The sequence below is a fragment of the Rhodopseudomonas rhenobacensis genome (assembly GCF_014203125.1).
Lineage (GTDB): Bacteria > Pseudomonadota > Alphaproteobacteria > Rhizobiales > Xanthobacteraceae > Rhodopseudomonas_A > Rhodopseudomonas_A rhenobacensis.
This window is the reverse complement of the sequence record NZ_JACHIH010000005.1, coordinates 1-19,414: the sequence shown is the minus strand read 5'-3', so window position 1 is coordinate 19,414 and position 19,414 is coordinate 1. Positions and strand designations below refer to the sequence as shown.

At 66.6% G+C, this 19,414-nt stretch carries 20 protein-coding genes; 2 read left to right on the top strand and 18 right to left on the bottom strand.

Features of this window, described 5'->3' with window-relative positions:
* Positions 1–40: 40 nt before the first annotated feature.
* The 8 genes from HNR60_RS06450 to HNR60_RS06415 form a co-directional block, all read right to left on the bottom strand.
* Positions 41–511, bottom strand: a complete 471-nt coding sequence (locus tag HNR60_RS06450; RefSeq protein ID WP_184255561.1) for an RT0821/Lpp0805 family surface protein — start codon at positions 509–511, stop codon at positions 41–43.
* A 148-nt stretch (positions 512–659) separates the two neighbouring features.
* Complete coding sequence (locus tag HNR60_RS06445) at positions 660–1,526, bottom strand: hypothetical protein (protein WP_184255558.1); 867 nt, start codon at positions 1,524–1,526, stop codon at positions 660–662.
* A 15-nt stretch (positions 1,527–1,541) separates the two neighbouring features.
* A complete protein-coding gene (locus HNR60_RS06440; protein ID WP_184255556.1) occupies positions 1,542–1,721 on the bottom strand; it encodes a hypothetical protein in 180 nt (59 codons plus the stop codon).
* Between the two features lie 179 nt (positions 1,722–1,900).
* Positions 1,901–3,277 carry a sensor histidine kinase gene (locus tag HNR60_RS06435; RefSeq protein WP_184255554.1) on the bottom strand — a complete coding sequence of 459 codons (1,377 nt, stop codon included), beginning with the start codon at positions 3,275–3,277 and terminating at the stop codon, positions 1,901–1,903.
* A gap of 72 nt (positions 3,278–3,349) precedes the next feature.
* On the bottom strand, positions 3,350–4,033 hold the full coding sequence (locus tag HNR60_RS06430) for a response regulator transcription factor (RefSeq protein ID WP_184255552.1): 684 nt from the start codon (positions 4,031–4,033) through the stop codon (positions 3,350–3,352).
* A 97-nt stretch (positions 4,034–4,130) separates the two neighbouring features.
* Entirely contained in the window at positions 4,131–4,703 is a 573-nt protein-coding gene (locus tag HNR60_RS06425; protein WP_184255550.1) for a 3TM-type holin, read from the bottom strand.
* A 2-nt stretch (positions 4,704–4,705) separates the two neighbouring features.
* Positions 4,706–5,539 (bottom strand): glycoside hydrolase family 19 protein, encoded by an 834-nt coding sequence (locus HNR60_RS06420; RefSeq protein WP_184255548.1) that lies wholly within the window; start codon positions 5,537–5,539, stop codon positions 4,706–4,708.
* Positions 5,540–5,687: 148 nt separating this feature from the next.
* On the bottom strand, positions 5,688–6,656 hold the full coding sequence (locus HNR60_RS06415; protein WP_184255546.1) for a class I SAM-dependent methyltransferase: 969 nt from the start codon (positions 6,654–6,656) through the stop codon (positions 5,688–5,690).
* A 273-nt stretch (positions 6,657–6,929) separates the two neighbouring features.
* Between HNR60_RS06415 and HNR60_RS06410 the strand changes: the two genes are divergently transcribed.
* Together HNR60_RS06410 and HNR60_RS06405 are read left to right on the top strand one after the other, a co-directional pair.
* Complete coding sequence (locus HNR60_RS06410; RefSeq protein ID WP_184255544.1) at positions 6,930–7,664, top strand: class I SAM-dependent methyltransferase; 735 nt, start codon at positions 6,930–6,932, stop codon at positions 7,662–7,664.
* 329 nt (positions 7,665–7,993) lie between these two features.
* Positions 7,994–9,223 carry an acyltransferase family protein gene (locus tag HNR60_RS06405; protein WP_184255542.1) on the top strand — a complete coding sequence of 410 codons (1,230 nt, stop codon included), beginning with the start codon at positions 7,994–7,996 and terminating at the stop codon, positions 9,221–9,223.
* Here the strand turns inward: HNR60_RS06405 and HNR60_RS06400 are convergent.
* The 10 genes from HNR60_RS06400 to gp17 all read right to left on the bottom strand — a co-directional run.
* Positions 9,200–11,236, bottom strand: coding sequence for a DUF2793 domain-containing protein (locus HNR60_RS06400; protein WP_184255540.1), 2,037 nt, complete (start codon positions 11,234–11,236; stop codon positions 9,200–9,202). The two genes, HNR60_RS06405 and HNR60_RS06400, sit on opposite strands and share 24 nt — an antisense overlap.
* Before the next feature lie 187 nt (positions 11,237–11,423).
* Positions 11,424–15,263, bottom strand: a complete 3,840-nt coding sequence (locus HNR60_RS06395) for a baseplate multidomain protein megatron (RefSeq protein WP_184255538.1) — start codon at positions 15,261–15,263, stop codon at positions 11,424–11,426.
* Complete coding sequence (locus HNR60_RS06390; protein WP_184255536.1) at positions 15,263–15,706, bottom strand: C40 family peptidase; 444 nt, start codon at positions 15,704–15,706, stop codon at positions 15,263–15,265. The genes HNR60_RS06395 and HNR60_RS06390 overlap by 1 nt, the downstream gene beginning before the upstream one ends.
* 5 nt (positions 15,707–15,711) lie before the next feature.
* Entirely contained in the window at positions 15,712–16,611 is a 900-nt protein-coding gene (locus HNR60_RS06385) for a DUF2163 domain-containing protein (protein ID WP_184255534.1), read from the bottom strand.
* 134 nt (positions 16,612–16,745) lie between these two features.
* Positions 16,746–17,384, bottom strand: coding sequence for a DUF2460 domain-containing protein (locus tag HNR60_RS06380; RefSeq protein ID WP_184255532.1), 639 nt, complete (start codon positions 17,382–17,384; stop codon positions 16,746–16,748).
* Positions 17,385–17,574: 190 nt separating this feature from the next.
* Positions 17,575–18,159 (bottom strand): phage tail tape measure protein, encoded by a 585-nt coding sequence (locus HNR60_RS06375; RefSeq protein WP_184255530.1) that lies wholly within the window; start codon positions 18,157–18,159, stop codon positions 17,575–17,577.
* Positions 18,156–18,383 (bottom strand): rcc01693 family protein, encoded by a 228-nt coding sequence (locus HNR60_RS06370; protein WP_184255528.1) that lies wholly within the window; start codon positions 18,381–18,383, stop codon positions 18,156–18,158. Before HNR60_RS06370 ends, HNR60_RS06375 begins: the two co-directional genes overlap by 4 nt.
* Positions 18,380–18,718, bottom strand: coding sequence for a gene transfer agent family protein (locus HNR60_RS06365; RefSeq protein ID WP_184255526.1), 339 nt, complete (start codon positions 18,716–18,718; stop codon positions 18,380–18,382). The genes HNR60_RS06370 and HNR60_RS06365 overlap by 4 nt, the downstream gene beginning before the upstream one ends.
* A gap of 37 nt (positions 18,719–18,755) precedes the next feature.
* Positions 18,756–19,163 (bottom strand): phage major tail protein, TP901-1 family, encoded by a 408-nt coding sequence (locus HNR60_RS06360; RefSeq protein WP_184255524.1) that lies wholly within the window; start codon positions 19,161–19,163, stop codon positions 18,756–18,758.
* A 14-nt stretch (positions 19,164–19,177) separates the two neighbouring features.
* Positions 19,178–19,414: DUF3168 domain-containing protein (gene gp17, locus HNR60_RS24080; protein WP_246432837.1), on the bottom strand; the 237-nt coding region annotated here is incomplete at its 5' end.

Genomic DNA, 19,414 nt, shown 5'->3' with positions numbered 1-19,414 from the left:
CGATCTCCATACCGCGGAAGCAGGGATACGAACGATGGCGTTAGCTGGTGGCGACCGTCCAGGCGGCGTCCGGACCATGGCAGGCGGTGCCGCGCGCGATCTCGATCTGGCCGGCGATGGTCACGGTGTGGGAATAGCCGCGGCAGGTCGCGCCCTGGCGGGCATAGGCCGGCCCCGGCACGATATTGCCGTAACGCCCGGACGCCGGATTGCGCCATGGCACCGGCGCCCCGGGCGCACCATCGTCCAGCGCCTTGAGCTGCGCCTGATAGGCCAGCCGCCGGTCGTCGTCATCGAGCCTGCTGCCGATCTTGGACCCGATCATGCCGCCGAGCGCGGCCTCGGTCACCGCCGCGGCGGCGTCCCGTTCGGCCGCCCGGCCATTGGCCGGCGGCGCGGCGCTGAACGCCCGGCTGAGGCTGCCGCTGCCAAGCTCGCCAGTGGTCACGTCGCAGCCGCCGAGCAACAGCGCGGCGAGCAAGACCAAGGTGGAGGCGAAGTGGCGGATCATGGCGGGTCCTGATCACTCTTGGCCAGCCGGGCACTGGGAAGCAGCCATATCCAGCCGAAAATCTAGGCGGGAAAGCGGCGGGGAACCTAAATCGGTGGGCCCGAACTCGGCGCTCAAGGTAACAGCAGAAGCGGCACGGTCGCCACCATCATTCCGGTAGCCCGGTCGGCCTGGTATTGGTCGGGGGCCCCGGACACCGAACAGAAGACCCATCTGGGACTTGCGCCCCCGTCCTTGGCCGCTGTCGAATATCCTGCAATGCCTGCTCAAGGGCCTTGAACCCCGGCGCCGTCGCTTGAATGGTTTCCGAACTCGGGTCGAAGAGAATGTTGGCAATATTGTCGCCGTCGATCAAGAGGTAGTCCCAAATACGCCGCAACGGGTTTTGTCCGGCAAACAGATCGACAGGATCTCCCGTTTCCGGCACCGCGCCGGCGAAGCTCATAAAGTACCTGGAACAGTTCTTCAGCGTGACGTAGGCAATCTTCCCATCTGGTCTAAGAAAGACGTCGTGCAGACGTCCACGATACATCAAAGCCTTTCCGTCTTCGATCGTCGTTGTCATGACAAAGACGGTAACGATGCCTCCCTGTCGATCGCGATCGACGACGTCGTAAATCCATTTGTGTCGGGCCAGAAACCGTAGCCAACCGCTGACGATGCCACGCGAAGTGATCGCCCCCAATCCGAAGCCCAGGGCTGCCGTCGCCAACAGATAAAGCGCCGCCGGCATCAGCCGTTGCGACACTAGCACCACCTGTTCGGGACGGATGTGGGCATCATATTGGGCGAACGGCATGACAAACTGACTGAGCCTGAAGCCCGTGGCGCTAAGCAATGACAGGCAAACAACGTGCAGAATGACTGCGACGGCGGTGGCCAGCGCAATCTCGCTGATCACCCCGCTGCGAATGATCTCCCGCGATAGCCGCTCATAGGTGGAGAGGCCGATGAAAAAGAATACGCCGGGGAAGAGGAACGCGATAATCGCTACCGTTGTCCATATGACGGACAACGGGGTCGGTCTCGGCTAGGCTGCCGCCGGAACGCGGCGGTGTCGGACGACATAGGCGACGACTTTTTCCAGGTCGGCCTTACCGTCAGGCCCGCCCGCGCATTCGCGGATGGCTTCGCTGACCAAATCGATGTCGCCCTCGGCGACAATGACCAGCTGATCGATCAGCTCGGAATTTCTCATGGTGACAAGCATGTCCCTCTCCCGTCACCCTAAACCCAAAGATCGCGAATTCGTTCAGCGGAACGATACACAGGACCGATCGGAACGCAACCAGGCCGCCCGACGAATGTGTCGCGGATTGGCCAAGATATCGTTAATTCTTGTGCTATGGCAATAGCCTGGCCAGTATTGCAGCTTCCTGCGGCATCCCCTCACACCCCCGGCAACAACAGCTCCGCCCGCAGCCCGCCGATCGGGGCTTCGCCGAGCTTGAGGCTGCCGCCGTAGAGTGCGGCGAGGTCGGTGACGATCGACAGCCCGAGTCCGGAGCCGGGCTTGGACTCGTCGAGCCTTTGGCCCCGGCGCAGCACCTGGGCGCGTTCGGCGGCGGATAGCCCGCGGCCGTCGTCGTCGACCATGATGCGCAGCACGGCCCCCGGATCGGCGGCACCGGCCGGCTCCAGCGCGACCTCAATGAACACCCGCGCCTCCGCCCATTTGCAGGCGTTGTCGACCAGGTTGCCGACCATTTCCTCCAAATCCTGCCGCTCGCCGCGGAATTTCGCCGCGGCGGCGGCCTCGACGTCGATGGCGATGCAGCGCTCGCGGTGGATCTTCTCCATGGTCCGGCGCAGCGCCTCGATCACCGGCGCGACCTCGGTGACGGTGCCGACCACGGTCAGCCGCGCCGCGATCCGCGCCCGCTGCAGATGATGCGTGACCTGGTCGCGCATCACATCGGCCTGCTCCAGCACCTTGGCGGCGAAGGCGTCGCCGGGGTGCGCCGCGGCCTCGTTGATGATCACCGACAACGGCGTCTTGATCGCGTGCGCCAGATTGCCGACATGGGTGCGGGCGCGCTCGACGATCTTGCGGTTGGCGTCGATCAGCGCGTTGGTCTCGCGCGCCAACGGCGCGATCTCGACCGGGAATTCGCCCTCCAGCCGCTCGGCGCGGCCGGAGCGGATGTCGGCGATGGAATCCGAGATGCGTTTCAGCGGCGCCAGGCCGAAGCGGACCTGGAAGATCGTGGTCAGCACCAGCCCGATCGACAGCGCCAGGAAGGTGCCGGCGAGGTAGTAGTCGAAGGTGCGGGTTTCTTCGAAAATTTCGGTGGCGTCGCCGGCCACCGTGACCAGGAATTTGCCGTCGGCGCCGAGATCGACCGGCCGCTCCACCATGCGCAGGTTCTGGCCTTCCGGGCCGTCGACATAGCCCTGGCGAACGCCGGCGGCGGTGAGTTCGACGCCCTGCTCCTCCAGCCGCGACAGCTTGCGGTCCCACAGCGAGCGCGAGGCGCGCAATTCGAGCTTGTCGGTGTCGGTACGCGCGATCTGCCAGTACCAGCCGGACAGCGGCAGATCGAACAACGGCTCGCCGAGCGATTGGAACTGGCGCTCCGGCGGCTCGTCCGGGGTCGCCACTTCGGCCACCAGCGTGCGCAGATAGAGGTTGAGCCTGCGGTCGAAGGCGCGCTCGGAGGCCTGCCGATACACCGACGACAGCACGATGCCGGTGATCGCCAGGATCACCACCACCCAGGCGGTCGCCGACAGGAACAGCCTTGTGGCGAGCGAACTGCCGCGCATCAGCGCACGATCCAGAGGCACATGAGGGGGTGGCGCGTCATGCCCTCACCACAGACCAAGCCGCCGCCCGGATCAAGGCCGTTGATCGGCCGCCGGCGCCGGCGGCGTCAACAGATAGCCGAGCCCGCGCACGGTCTGGATGATGTCGACGTCGAGCTTCTTGCGGATGCGGCCGACGAACACCTCGATGGTGTTGCTGTCGCGGTCGAAGTCCTGGTCGTAGAGATGCTCGACCAGTTCGGTGCGCGACACCACGCGTCCGGAATGGTGCATCAGATAGGCCAACAGCCGATATTCGTGCGAGGTCATCTTCACCGGGTTGCCGTTGACACTGACCCGTCCGGTGCGGGTATCGAGCACCACCGGGCCGCAGGTCAATTCGGACTGCGCGTGACCGGCGGAGCGGCGCAGCAGCGCGCGCAGCCGCGCCAGCACTTCCTCGAGATGAAACGGCTTCGCCACGTAATCGTCGGCGCCGGCGTCGAAGCCCTGCACCTTGTCGCTCCAGCGATCGCGCGCGGTGAGGATCAAGACCGGCATGGCGCGGTGGTTGCGCCGCCAGGCTTCCAGCACCGAGATGCCGTCCATCTTCGGCAGCCCGATGTCGAGCACCACCGCGTCGTAGGGTTCGGTGTCGCCGAGGAAATGCCCCTCCTCGCCGTCGAAGGCGCGATCGACCACATAGCCGGCGTCGGTCAACGCGGTGGTGAGCTGACGATTGAGATCGGGATCATCTTCAACGACGAGCAGGCGCAAGACCGTCTCCGCAATGTGTTAGTTTCGGGCGACATCGCCGCCCTGCAGATGAGGCGCCGCGGCGTGAATGTCCGATGAACACGCCGTGAAGAAAAGATTACTTTTTCTTCACCACCGCCTTCGCCAGCCGCTCGATCACGCCGGGCACGTCCTGGCCGGTGGCGGCCGAGACCTTTTCGCGGGTGCGTCCGCCGATATAGACGCCTAGCACGCCGAATCGAAAGCCCCAATAGGTCACCAAGAGCGCGGTGGCGCCGACCAGCGCATTGATGGTGGCGACGTCGCCGGTCCAGAACTCGTGGATCAGCACCGCCCACAGCGCGGCGCATTCCAGCGTCAGCTCCCAGGCATAGGCCGGCCGCCACCAGCGCTGCACGACGTCGTCGCTGCCGATCTCGGCGCGGATCGTCGCCTGGGTCTCACTGATCGCGGTGCGCTGGGTTTCGGCCTCGGCGCGGATCATCTCGACCCATTGCGCTTCGGCCTCGGCGAGCTTTTGCGGATCCGCCGCCGGCAGCGCCGCCTGCACCGCCGACGGCGTCGGCGCCGCCGAGCCCAGCACCTGCGCCAGAATGCTTCCCGCGGCGCCGCCGAGCGGGCCGCCGAGCGCAGTGCCGAGCAGCGGCGCGCCCGCCGCGATCACCTGTTTGGCGAGATCGTTCCAGTCCATGCTCAACTCCTCTTGAAAGCCGCGGCCAGCGCGGCAACCAGACGTGCGACGGCGGAGGTCTCCTGCGCGGGCGCTGCGGTGACCGCCGGCACCGGATCGCGCGACGGCGGCAATTGCGGCGCCGACGGCGACCGCGGTTGCGGCGGCGGCTCGGGCGCCAGCGGCGGAGCGTCGATCACCGCAATGCTCGCCGCGGCGCGGGGCGCGCTGCCAAGCGCCGCCTTCCATTTCGACAGCCAGGCCTTGCGCTGCGCCAAGCCGATGCTGCCGCCGTTCAGCCGCCTGGTGACGCCGACGATATCGTCGGCCTTGGCGAACGGCAGACAGCCGCAAGCGATGAAATCGGCGACGCCGCAGGCCAGGAAATGTCTTGGCGACAACACCAGTTCGGGCTGGTTGACGAGGTCGAGCCCGGTCAGCTTGGCGAGCCGCGCATAGCCCTCGCGCCCGGTGGTTTGCGCGGCGCCGCGGCCGCGGAAAATCCAGCCGTCGTCGGAGCCGGCCGCATTGCCCATCCGGCCGTTGTAGACCTTGTTGGCGAGCGCCTTCGGATGGTGCGCGTAGGGCTGCGCGCTCGCCATCGAGGGAAACCGCGACGGCCACACCTGCATCATCCGGCCGGCGGTGTAGTTGAGGTTTTCCACCACCTCATGGCCGGCGCCGCACTCGTGCGAGATCTGCGCCATCACATGGGCGAGGAGAAGCGGCGAATCGATCTGGTATCTGGCAAACACCTGCGGCGCGGTCTCGATCATCCCGGCGCGCAGGCCCGCGACGCGCCGATCCGCGTCGGGCCACAGACGCGTCAACGCCTCGCCGAACGACGATTGCTTCATGGTGATCTCCATGGATAGGTGAGGCTATGACGCCCACGCCGAAAAGCCGTGCCCAAGCAGGCGCCGCCTGTCCGCAGTTACGTCGAGGGCTGCTTTGGCCGGTCCGGCGCCGGCGGCTCCGACCGGCGATGGCAGCGGGTAAGCGCGCTCAATGCCGCTTCCGAAGCCACAAGCTCGAGCCGCCGGCCGAGCCTCGCAGCAAGTTGAACTCGTCTTCATCCCGCGAGACGCCGCGGGTCAAGGCATCGAGCATCAGCCCGACCTCGCCCAAGTACGCGTTGGCAATCAGGACCTCCCATTTAGGATTGTCCGCCAGCAGCGCCGCGATCAGGTAATTTTCGTTAAAGTGCCATTTGCAGGCCGTATAATATGGCCTGCTGTAGCCCTTGGGAATGAACATGTCGTGGATGTGCACGATCACCCCGGCCTTCAAGACCGGCAGCACCCGGAAGACCAGGTATTCGAGATCGCTGCCCGGCCGCACGATATGCGAACTGTCGATGAACAGCACGTCGCCTGCGTCCAGACCGGAGAACACCTCCAGCGGCACGTCCTGCACCTTTTTCTCGATCAATGAAAAGCCGACTTGATCGCGCAGATGCCGGTTGTGAAAATCGGTCGGGTACGGCTCAATGCACCGTACTGTAGTATGGCCGTTCGCCGCCGCGGCCCGCGCCGCGATAAGGGTTGAAAAACCAGACCCCACTTCCAACACCTGCCGCGGCTTATAGAACCGAACGATGCCGTAATAGGTGCAGGCGTCCTGCACCGGGAACATGCCGTTCTTCCAACTGAACGAACCCTGCCGCGCGTCCTTTTCCGGGATGCCGCGCAGTTCCGTGGCGAACGGCAGAACCTGTTCCGCCAGCGTCCGATATTGCGCCGCCCGATCGAGACCGATTCCGAAGTCGCCGCCGAACAATTCCTGGTCGCCCACCGCGTCGATCTCGGCGACGGTTGCCACCGGGCTGTAATAGGAGACCGGCAGAAGGCTGAGCCCATGGCGCTCGGCAAGGTCGTAGGCCTTGAGCATGAACTGGTAGTCGGTGAGATAGTCTTGACCGAGGGTCTTGCAGAAAGTCTCGAACGCGGCCAGACGCGGATCGTCGGATGACATAATCCACCTTGCTGTCAGAGAGCCTTTTGACTACCAGTAACAGTCGCAATTGCTATCCGCAACCATCCCTGTTGCCTCCGAACGCCACCAAGCTGCAAAGAGGCGTTCGGAGTTCCCTTGTCACATGAAACGACTGTGTTGCCACCGCGCCACCTAGCATGGCGCGACCACACCGCCGACCATCTGAACTTCCCCCGCCGACGTGCGGGGGCGAACCAATCAACGACGAAGCTGCGAAATAGCGATTAATGATACGGAGTCGGGAGCGAACCCATGGAGCAGCCGTCACCGGCGAAAATCTTGCCGTCAAAAGCGATCTCGCCGAACGATACGATGTGCGAAGCGGGCAAGGAGGACGAATACTTCTCGGTCGGCCGAGCGGCTCTGGAAATCTGCAAGCGCGCTTTGCGAGGCGCAACCCCTGAGAAAGTAGTTGATTTCCCCAGCGGATACGGCCGAGTCACGCGTTGGTTTCGGCACGAATGGCCGTCAGCCGAGATAACCGCGGTTGAGCTCGATGCAGCTGCCCTGAATTTCGTCCAATCAACTTTCGCGGCCATTCCCGTCACCGCCGACTCGCACCTGACGTTCAAACTCGATCCCGGCGCCGACCTGATCTTCAGCGGATCACTCCTCACGCATTTCGATGAGTGGCAATGGGATCGGTTCTTGCGTATCGCGATCGACGCGCTGGCGCCGGAAGGGGTTCTTGTGTTCACCACTCATGGCAGAATTGCCGCCCTGCTAGCGGAGGCTGAACACCCGATTTACCACAACGCGGTTGACACCAAACAACTATACAATGCGTACAAAAAGACCGGCTTTGCGTTTCTGCCTTACGCGCAGGATTATCCCACATTCGGATTGTCGCTATCGTCACCCGGCTGGGTGATGCAAAAGCTGCAAACCATTCCGGACATTTCCATTATCGCCTTCGAGGAAGGCGGCTGGGGGCAGGATGTGGTGGCAGTCAGGCGGCATCCTTGGCCAATGGTACTTTCCGATTAACTACTGCGCGAGCGCCTCCCAGCGTCGTGAGTCTGAAAGCAAGGCCGGCGGCGACCTTCATTCAGATACCGCTCTCGCACGGGCACGGACCGTATTCCGTTCACCAGCTCACTGAAATTGACACCCTAAATCCAGATATTGTTGTTCGTCTGTGGCCGCCTCTAGATTTTGATCTAGCTTAAGCCCGCTGCAAACATGCGACATGATCGCGATACGTTGCAATCCTGCCACAACGCGAACTACAATCTGTAGTTACCGTCCACGCCCTCTTCACAACCCACCACTTTCGTATCAAGATGAATCGGCTTGTGGGTGTGCGGTGCCGCTTTATGAAACAGAGAATTTTGGCAGACTGTCTCGGGGGCCGAAATAACAATTTCGACATTCTGCGATTGACCTTTTCGCTCTTTGTACTGGTCGGCCATAGCTTCGTTTTGGATCCTCCAAGTTATCCTGTCCCCTTCCACTCAATCTTGAAGTCCACTTGGCTCGGCAGCCTGGGGGTACTTGGGTTCTTCGCTATTAGCGGCTTTCTGGTTGCAGACAGCGCGGCCCGCCACACCACGATCGGATTCACCGCAGCCCGAGTTCTTCGGATATTCCCGGCCTTGATCGTCAGCCTGCTTCTGACGATCCTCCTGATGATGAATTATTCTTCATTACCAGCCCGCGCCTTTCTCACTCATCCAGAAACCGTCTGGTATTTTGTCTGCAACGTCATTTTCTACAAGCAGACCGTGACCCTGCCCGGCATTGTCGACGGCATTCCTAATGTGATGAACGGGGCTCTGTGGACCCTGAACTCCGAAGTACGGGCCTATTTCCTGTTGGGCTTGGTCGCCGCTTTCAACGTGATGTCCAACAAAGTCTTGGCGACGACGTCCGTCGTATTGGTCATGTTGGTCGGCTACTTCAATTTTGGCGATCTTCCCACCCAATTGAATTTGCCGCTTTGGAAGTCGGTGAGCATTTATTTCGCGGTCGGCGTCCTCTTTTGGATCTACAGAAGCTCGATCATTCTGGATTGGAAAGTCGCAGCATTGTGCGGCGCTTGGTTCATTTGGTTCCAGGGCGCGCCCTATTTCGATGTGATCGCTCCGATTCCGTGGTGTTACTTCGTTCTATGCTTGGCTTACCTGACGCCGCCACTGCCGTTGGCGCAACGAATTGGCGACCTGTCTTACGGACTGTATATTTATGCCTGGCCCATTCAATTGCTCGTCAGCTATCACGTGAAAGGCATTGGGCCTTGGACCCATGTCTTCATAACTCTCGCGATTGCCGCCTCCATTGCGTGGCTGTCTTGGACTTTGATCGAAAAGCCCAGCCTCGCCCTCAAGCGATATTTTATGAGACCGCTGGATTGGCAGGCGGCGGGCCTCTTCTTCGTCCGGAGTCTTGCGGGACTACTGAGACGGGTCTTCCCCTCCGCATCCTCCAAGGTAGTAAATCCGCCGAATGCTGCGGCTGGTCGCGAGGCTGTCGAGGATCCGGCCGACCCGACATATAGTGATGGCTTTTCGGGCGTCCCTGTCTCAAAGTCTCGCGCTCACGGTTAAATGAGCGATTAACCCACTAGTCCCTCCCACCAACACATTGTTCACATTGGGTGAGCAGCTCTTCGAGCTGATCCCGTTCACCACGCCGCTGACGTCGGCGACGGCGGTCATATTGAAGATCTGGCCGGTGGCGCCGGTGGCCTGCGAATACAGCGTCACCGACGGCGCGGCGCGCATTTCGACCGGGAAGTGCCAGGTCGGCAGCGAGGCGTAGTTGCTGGCGGCTTCGACGACGTGCTGCAACCCGCCGCCCGCATAGGGGGTGCCGGGCGCGACTCCGGTCGCATAGGTCTTGGCGTAGTAGCGCAGGCAGTCCGCGAGCACCGCGTTCCAGCGCGGCGCCACGAACGGCGTCGGCACGCCGCCGCGTTCCAGCTTGACCTTGGCGATATCCAGCGTGACGTTCTGCGGCTGTGCCGCGTCGGTCCAGAACAGCACCGCGAGATTGTTCATCGCCGACGACACCGTGCCGGTCAGCGGCGCGATGTCGCTCAGCACGTTGGCGGCGAGCGCGGTGGCGCCGGTGCCGACCACCGTCGTATAGGCCGCGGTGAAGAAGCCGCCCGCGGTCAGGCTGGCGCTGCTCCAATCGTTGACCACGTCCTTGGCGATCGCGTCGGGGGTGCCGGTCCACTCGACGATGGCGTAGCGCAGCGTCGCCGCCACCGAACTGCGCACCCGCGCCGACAGCACCACGGGCTGGCCGCGCAGCTCGCGGCAGAACAGCCGTTCCAGCCACTGCAGCCGTCCGAACCGCTGCGCCGCGGCGCCGGCCTGCAGCGACCGCATCATGAACGGCGTGCCGTTCTCCGCGTCGGCCACGCTGCTGACGCTCACCGCGGCGGCCTGGGTCAGCGTCAGCCATTGATCGAAATCGTAGCTGGCGTCGGCTTGGCTGCCGATCGCGCTTTGCGCGATCTCGCCGCTCGGGTTGATCAGGTAGTTGCGGTTCGGCACGCCGGCATTGGCCCGGGCCCGTGCCTGCTGCGTCGCGCTCAGCGCTTGCGCCGCGCCATAGGACAGCGCGTAGGACGCGCCGCCGGCCAGCGCCTGCCAGCGCGCCGCGGTGCCGTCGTAGCGCAGCGTCACCGCCTGCCGCGGCAGCATCGCGATCGCCGCGCCGAGCGCAAATCGATTGGCCGCCGCCGACGCTGCGCCGTCGTCGAGCAGCGTGATCGGCTGGCCGCCGACATTGATCAGCACGATGACGCGGCCCTCGGCGCCGCCGCTGAGGCCGCTGAGGCTGCGCGCGGCGTCCGAGGCAAGCTGCAGCACCGCGGCCGAGGCGAGCCCGGCCGGCGCGTAGTCGTTCTGGTTGGCGGCGAGCTGCGGCGGCGCGACGACGCCGGACAGCGTCAAGCCGCGCGGCAGCGCCAGATTGCCGCTGGCCGGATCGATGGTGAAGGCCTCGACCCAGGCCGCGCCATCGGCGGAGACCTTGAGCTTGAATGCATCCGAGCCGACCAGGCCGAACTCGGCGCGGCCGGAGTAATTGTCTGAGAACACCACCGAGGCGGTGCGCGCCGCGCTCTCCTTGGAGAGCTGCAGCCGGACGTCGCCGCTGCCGGCCTCGGCGGCGGCGATCGCCGCCAGCAGCGCGGTGTTGGTCTTGACGCTGAGCCGGTTGCTGGCGTCGGCGGTGGTGTTGACGCCGAGATGCGGCAGGTTGTCGAGGCTCTGCAGGCTGCGCCAGACGGCGCCGTCGAACGCCAGCAGCGCGGCGTCGGCCGCCGACCACACGCACCAGCCGGCATTCGGCGCGAGGAACAGCCAGGCGCCGCCCTGCCAGGTCGCGATCGCCTGGTCCTGCCCGGCCCAGGCGCCGCCGGCGCCGGCCGCAACGACGTGGCGCACTCCTTCCGCCGGGCTCGACGGCGGCGTGGTGCGATTGCGGTCCTGCACCGCGATCTGGATCACCGCGTCGAGGATCTGCAGCGCCTCGTTGTGGGTGACGTGCTTCTGCGCCTGGCTGGCTTCGATCAGCGGCAGATGCAGATGGGCGGTCTCGGTCATGGCCTTTTCCTCGCGCTCGCTGCTGACTGCTGGTCGTTCATCCGGCGTGCCCCGGACGCAGCGCACGACGCCGCGTTTGCGGCGTGGTGCGCTGCAGAGCCGGGGCCGTTACGGAACTCGGCATATGTAACGGTCCCGGTTCTGCGAAGCGGCCCTGCGTGCCGCATCGCGCCCGGGACACGGCCCCTTACACGGCGAGCGTGCGCTCGGCGGGAAAGCCGGCGCCGACGGTGCTGGACAGCTGCGCGACGCGAATGTGCAGCGCGGTCTGCGCCGCGCCGAAATCGGCGAGCTCGTCGGCGTTGGCATAGAGTGCCTGCGGGGCGTTGCAGGCGATGCTGCGCACCACCACCGCGCCGGACACAATCTGCAGCCGATAGGCCTCGATCTCCTCGCCGAGCGGCACCTCGTCGTTCCAGCCGTCGCCGTCAAGGCGAGTGCGGCGGATCCAGCTGATGTGGATGCCATCGGCCTGCCGTGCCGCGCGAAGCTGCACCGGCGCCAGCGGCCGCAACGCGGTGGCGCCCGGCGTCGCCGTCAGCGCCACCGCCATCGCGTCGTCATGGCTGCGGCCGCTCGCCGCCAACCGCAGCTGCAGCGGCCGGCCGAGCGCATCGAGCCCGCGCGCGATCGGCACCAGATGCTGGTTGAGCAGTACGAAAGCCGCGCCCGCCGGCAGCGTCTCGGCGATCGCGTGCTCGCTGCCGAGCTGGCCGCGCAACAGCCGCGACAGCAGATAGGTGTTGCCGCCGACCAATTCGGCGTTGGCGAATTGCACGATCTCCCACGCGCCGGTGGGCGTCTGCAGCGCCGCGGCGTTGCCGCCTTCCAGCACGCGGGCGTCGCTCAGCGAGCTCAGCGTTCCGCGCGCCAGCTGCACCCGGAAGCGGCCGGCGCGATCCCAGCGCGCCGGTGCCGCGGCCGGCAGCGGGTCGAGCGTCTGGCCGATGGTCGACGGCGCCGCCGCAATTGCACTTGGCGTGAAGCTGGTGCCGTCGGACGACGACCAGATGGTCACCGATCCCGGCCACGGATTGGCGGCGACCGCAAGCCGCATCAGCGTCGGCGGAGTCTTATTATCGAGCGACGGCAGTTCGAGCGGCAACGCCAGCACCGGGCCCAGCGCCGGCGGAATGCTCGGCCGCGGCGGCGAGATCGCCGGCAGCGGTGCGGCGAACACCTCGGGATCGATGCTGCGCGCCTTGATCTGCCGCGCCATGGTATCGACCAATTCCTCGATCTCGAACAGCCGGCGGCGGCCGCTGAGCGTCAGCGCCACCACGTCGCCCGGTGCCAATGCCAGCCGGTCGAGCCCCAGCCCAAACAGCGCGGTCTCCCGCCCGGCCCACAGATCCTGCAGGAAGATCTCGGCGCGGCGCCTGGCGGCGGCGGCGTTGCTGATCACCGCGAGGTCGGATTGCACAATGCGGTTGGCGCCGCCGACCAGCCGCCGCGAGGTCACCGCGGAGCGCCGATAATCCGCCAGCGCGTCGCTGAAGCCGAGCGCCACTTCGCGCGGCAGCTCGGTCTCCTGCGCCCGCGTCAGCCGGCTCGGCGCGCCTTTGTCCGGCAGCACCAGATCGTCTTCGCCGAATTCGGCCACCGGCAGCCCGCCGCGCGGCACAAATCGCAACAAGCCCGCGGCCGCATGGGCATCGAACGCATAAGCCGCGGCGAGCGGCTCGATCATCGCCCGCGGCGACATCGGCCGGTCGACCACATAGCCGTCGCAGATTTCGCGCAACGCTGAACTATCGACGCCGGAAACCCCGGCGTCGCGCAGCTGCGCCGCCACCAGCGCGTCGAGCGGCGCGCCGCCGAGCCGGCCGTTCAGCCAGTGCCCGGTCGACCAGTTCGGGGCATCGCCCCACACATCATCGGCCGCCGGAAACACCGGATAGGGCCGCGCGTCCCAGGTCCACAGATGGATCGCCGAGACCTCGATCATCCGCCCGCCATAGACCGGCGACAGCGGATTTTGCGCGTCGCTGGCGCCGAACGCCGGATCGAACGCCGAGATCAGCGCTTCCAGATAGCGGCGCTGCATCAGGTCGTCGCGCTCGCCGCTTGAAAAATACGGAATGAAATTCTCGCTGGATTTCGGATCGGGAAACACGCTCGGCTGGTTGGCGCCCTTGTCGACCGCGGGGCAGCCGACCTCGGTGATCCAGATCGGCTTGCTGCGCGGCACCCACGCCGTCGGCGCCGCGAGTTCGCTGCCGCCGCTGCGCTCGTAATGCGGATTGCTCCACCACGCCCACAGATCCTTGACGCGAAACGTCCATGGCTTGCCGCGGCCGTCGGTGATCGGCGCCCGCGCTTGCGCAGCGCGCGCGGCGTCATCGGCGTAGTACCAGTCGTAGCCCTCGCCGGCCCGGACATTGCCGGCGAGATAGCCGCGATCGTAGATCGACGGCGCGATCGCCGCGTCGCGATGCGCGCCGCCGTCACGCCAGTCCGAGAGCGGCGCGTAGTAATCGATGCCGACCGCGCCGATCGCCGGATGCGCCCACAACGGATCGAGCGGAAACCGCAGCTCGGATGCGTCCGCCGTCACCGCGTCGGCGCCGTATTCGGTCCAGTCGGCGCCGTAGGTCACCAGCGCGCCGCCGACGATCGCCTTGACCTCGGCGGCGAGCGAGGCCAGCGCCTGCACCGCCGGATAGACGCCGACGCCGGAGCGCACCCGGGTCAGCGCCTTCAATTCCGAGCCGATCAGGAACGCATCGACACCGCCGGCCGCGACCGCGAGCTGCGCGTAGTGCAGCACCATGCGGCGATAATTCCAGCTCCCGCCGGTGAAGAACTGCTGCACCTGGGCCGCCGCCGCCGCGGTGCCCTGCGGCGAACCCGGCCGGCCCGGCGCCGGATCGCAGCTGATGCGGCCGCGCCAGGGATACGGCGGCTGCGACGCCGCCCCGCTCCACGGATCGGGCCGGCCATTGCCGGCCGGAATATCCATCATCACGAAGGGATAGAACGTCACCTTCAAGCCGCGCGCCTTCAGCTCGCGGATCAGATGCACCACGCTGTCGTCGGACGGCGTGCCGCCATAGGCCGGCCGGCCGTTGACCTGCGACACCACCGGCGCGGTGGCGCGGCTTACGCCGTCCACCGACCATCGCATCGGGGTGGTCACCTTGCTGGCGTTCTCGATCGCCGGACGCACCAGACATTGTCCGGCGCGCAGGTCGGAGCCGAACCAGGCCACCACCAGCGCGACGCGTTCGAGGTTGGGGCAGACGCCCTGCAGATCGTCGAGCGCGGCGTCGACGTCGCTGACCGCGTGGCTGACGTGGCGATTCTCCTGCGCCGAGGCGCCGAAGCCGACGCTGCGCACCACCGCGGAGGGCTCGTAACCGAACTCGGTGGTGCCGGGGATCAGCGTCACCGCGCGCACCATCTGTTCGAGCGCGCCGATCGGCCGGATGATCTCAAACGACAATTGCGGAATCCGGTTGCCGAAATCCTTCAGCGGCAGCCGCTCGAACACCACATAGGCCAGCCCGCGATAGGCCGGCGCGTCGGCGGCGCCTTCCTTGGCGACGATCAGTTCGTCGGCGCTCTGCTGTTCGGTGCCGCGATGCACCCGGATGCTGAGCTGGGCCAGGTCGAGCGGCTTGCCGTCGGCCCAGATCCGCCCCACCCGGCCGATCACGCCCTCGCACAGCCCGACCGCGAAATTGGCGAAGTAAGCGTAGGTGGTCGTGGTCGTGCTCTGACCGCCCGATCCCTTGCCGCCGGAGCTGGTTTCGCTGGAGATCACCTCTTCGAGGTCGGTGGCCCAGATCACCTGGCCGGACAGCCGCGCGCGGCCGTAGACCCGCGGGATCGGCGCGCCTTCGGTCGAGGCCATCACCTCGAGATCGGCGAGCCGCGGCCCTTCGACCTTGCGGTCGCTGCCGAACAGCGAGCGATCGACGGCGTTGCCGACCAGCGCGCCGGCGAGCCGCCCGGCGATGGCGCCGACCGGGCCGAACAGCGCGCCGACGGCGCCGCCGGCAATCGAGAGCACCAGTGCGGCCATCACTTCACTCCGGGAAACGAAAACGCGAAGGCCAGTCGCCGCCGCCACCACGGCGCGATCGCGACCTCGCAGACTGCGGCGCCGTCATGGGCGTGGATCATGCTGTGCGCGGAGCCGGCGATCGCCAGATGCTTGGCGACGCAGTCGTCGCGCCAGCGGAACAGCAGCACGTCGCCGGTGCTGAATGCTTCGGGCGGAATCGGCACGAGATGCCGTAGCGCCGCCGCGGCAAGCGTGTCCTCGCCGCCGGCCTCGGCCCAGTCCGGTGCGTAGGCCGGAGGCGTCTCCGGCTCCGCGCCGAGGCAGCCGCGCCACACCCCGCGCACCAGCCCTAAGCAATCGCAGCCGACGCCCTTGCAGGAGGCCTGATGCCGATAGCGCGTGCCGATCCAGCTGCGCGCCTCGGCGACGATCGCGGCGCGGGTCAATGCTGTCGAGGTCATGAGCGTCATCCGATGAGTGGTGGCATATCGTCGGTGCTGCCGCCGGAGCCCGCCACCGGATAGCTGATGACGAAGTCGTTGCCGGGGATCTGCGGGAAGCCGCGGAAATTATCCGCGTTGCCGAAGCGATCGCGGCAGGTCGCGAAACGCTTGTCGCAACCCGCGGTGACGGTGAAGCCGTCGCCGAGCGCGATCGGCTCGGCGGCTGCCTGCCACAGGCTGAGCTGCACCGCGCCGGCAAGCCTGCGATGCAGCTTGATCTCGACGCCGGTGCCAGCATTGCCGCCGCTGGTCCAATTCAATCGCCCGGCGCTGAACAGCGCATCGGCGAAGCCGTCGAGCCCCGACACCGCGATCAGCGACACGCCGAGGATCGCGGTGACGACGCCGCCGCCGCGCCACGCGGGATTCGCCAGATCGACGCGGCAGCGCGCGTCGCCGAGATCGGCGCCGCAACTCGCGGTGTAGAGCCGGCCGCTCTCTTGCGACAACAGATCGGCCAGCCCGCGCAATTCCGCGGTGAAGGCTTCGCCCTCGCGCTTGACCTCGCCGAGCGTGCCGCGTGCGGTGAGCACGCGCAGCGCCGGCTCCGACCAGTCGACCAGGTAGCTCGCGACCGAGGCGGCGTCGTAGCGCCCGGCGGCGAGGTCAGCTTCGCGCAAACTGTCGTCGCTGAGCGCGCCGGAAATCTCGCTGCCGTCGACCGACAGATCGAAGCGCTGCGAGGCTTCCGAGGCGGTGAAGCCGGTGCCGGCGAGGCACGCCACGCCATCGATCACAAGATCCTGGTCGTGATCGGTGAAGCCGAGCACGCCGCCGTCGCGCCGCGTCACGATCCAGCACTGCGCCAGCGTGGTGGCGCCGCTATCGAGCTTGGCCTGCAGGGCCGCGGGGATGCTACGCATATGGATCTCCTTCACCCTTCCCTGGAAGGCCAACTCGTAGGGTGGGCAAAGGCGCTCTTGCGCCGTGCCCACCACGAGCGCCCGGCAGTGTCAGGTGGGCACGCTGCGCTTTGCCCACCCTACGGTTTTTCAGCTCACACCCTGATCTCGACCAGCGGGATCTTCGGAATCGCGCCGGCGGCGAACGCCGACAGATCGACCTCGAGATAATCGGTGTCGAACCGCACCGGCACGTCGAACGTAAACCCCGCGGTGATAGCAGCGCCCGGCGGCGGAATGTGGCCGGCGAGAAACCGCACCTGGCCGGTGGTGGAATCGCAACTGAACGCGCCGGCGGCGAGTTCGCTGCCGCCGACCGCCACCCGCACCGAGCCCGCCACCGGCTTTGCGATCGGCCGCGCATACGGCGCAAAGCCCGCCCCATAAGTCTTCACCAATTGAAACGCCGCGGTGGTGCCGTCGCCGATGCCGATGCCCTGGTCGAGCGGGGACGGCGCCCCGCCCTGCGCGTTTGAGGCATGATCGAGCCGGTCGCGCCAGCGAAAGCCGTAGAGCTGGCCGCGGCGCTCCTCGAAGAACGCCACCACCGCCTGCAACGCCTGCAGCGTCTTGACGCCGTAGCCGGCGTCGTAACGCCGCCGCGACTGCGCCCAGCGCGCGTTGCGCTGTTCGCGGCCGGAGCCGAACGACACGATGTCGGTGCGCCGCTCCGGCCCGCCGGCGCTGTTCAGCGCGACGTCGAGCGGAAACAGGATCTCGTGAAAGCCGGTCATGGATCGCTCTGCTTCAGTCGCGGAAATTCATGCGCCGTGTCCCGGACGCGACGTGGCGCCTTGGCGCTGCGTCGTGAGCCGGGACCGTTACGGAGGCTGTGTTCGAGACGGCCCCGGCTCACACTGCGTCACGCCGCTGGCGCGGCGCGGGGCAGCGTGTCCGGGGCACGCGATGATGGGTGACCGCCGCTCACAGCCCGCGTTGGCCGCGCGACACCGCACGCGCGATCTGCCCGGTGATGTAGCTCTCGGAGCGGCGGAAGCTGTCGACGTCGGGCGTGGCGATCTGCACATTGATGCTGTTGCCGCCGCCCTGGGCGGCGACGCCGAGCCGGCCGTCCGCGCCGCGCTGGAGCGGCATGATCGCTTCGGGGCCGGCCTCGCCGGCGAGCCCGACGCCGCCGCCCAGCATCGGGAAGTAGCTCGGCGTCCCGATCACCCCGCCGGCAGCGAACGGTTTCACGGCGCCGAGCGCGTTGCCTTGCAGCAAGGTTGCGCCGCTGCTCGTCAATCCGGATATCAGGCTCTGCAACCCGCTCGACAGCGCGCCTTCCAGCGGCTTGAACGCCATCCGCACCGCGAGATCCGAGATCCGCAAGGTCAGCGATTTCAAGACCTCGTCGAACTGCTTGCCGCCGGTGATCGAACTCGAAAACGCGGCCGTCATCGCCCGCGCGAAGCCGTTGGCGGAGCTCGAGAGCTCGCGGGTCTTCAGGTCCAGACTGTCGAGCTCGGTCGCGGTGTCGAGCAGAGTGGTGTCGGTGGTGTCGGTCATGCTCGCTCTCCCGAAGCATCGACGCGATCCGGAAATCGCCGCAGCAACGCGTCGAGCGTTGCGCGGTCGAGCGGCGCGGCCGCCACGCCGCGCACCGCGACGATGGCGTGGGCCAATTCGCGCGGCGTCATCGCCCAGAACTCCCGCGGCGCCAGACGCAGCACGCCGAAGCCGAACCGCATCGCCTCGGCCCAGGGAAACGGCTTTGGTGCAAACGCCGTCATCGCGCGGTGCCCGCGTCGGCGACGCCCGTATCGTCGAAGGTCGCGGCGATCAGTTCGGCGGCGATCCGCACGAAGCCGGCGGCGCCGCGCTCTGCCGTCATCGCCGCGACCTCGTCATCGCTGATCGGCTCGCCGGCGCCGCGCAGACCCGCGCCGATGATCCGCACCAGGTCGCGCGCGCTGAGGCGGCCTGCGCCGAACCGTTCCGCCAGCGCAACCAGATCGGCGGCGCCGAACGCGGCTTCGAGTTCGGCCAGCGCGCCCAGCGTCAGCACCAGCGTGCGGCGCCGGCCGCCGAGCTCGGCCTCGATCTCGCCGCGATATTTGTTGGGCATGGAAATTCCTTTCTTTCCCCTCCAGAGAGGTCCAGCCTCACACCGCCGCGAACGTCAACGCGCCGGCCGATTCCAGCGCCACATCGAACGTCACCTCGCCGTTGTGCTCGCCGGCGAATTCCAGGCTGGCGATCTGAAACGCGCCTTCGATGATGCCGAAATCCGGCACCACCACCTGGCACGGCTTGATCGCGCCGTCGAAGAACGCCTGCCGCACCAAAGCGTCGGAGGCGGCGTCCTTGAACAGCCCGCGGCCGGAGATCGCGGCGCGGCGCACCCCGGCGCCGGCCAGCAATTCGCGCCAACGGTCGACCGATTCCGCATGGGTGATGTCGACCAATTCGGCGTTGAACGCGATCTTGCGGCTGCGTAGTCCGGCGACGGCGACGAAGCCCGCGCCGTCATGAATCTTCAACAGCAGGTCCTTGCCCTTTTGCGCGCCCATGAAACTCTCTCCGATCAGGTGGTGGGTTCGGTGACGGCGCGAAACCGCACCAAGGCGTGATAGCTGCGGCCATCGGCCTCGCGGCGGATGTCGGCGAGCACGAAGCGCAGATGGACCAACCGATGGCCGCCCAGGGGAATCGCATGTGGGAATTTGTAAGCTGTTGCGAAGCGGAGGGAAATTGATTCTGAAGGAGGCTCCCGATTCGGATGGAGCAGCCGATGGATCGATTTGCGGAGTGCTTCGAAGAC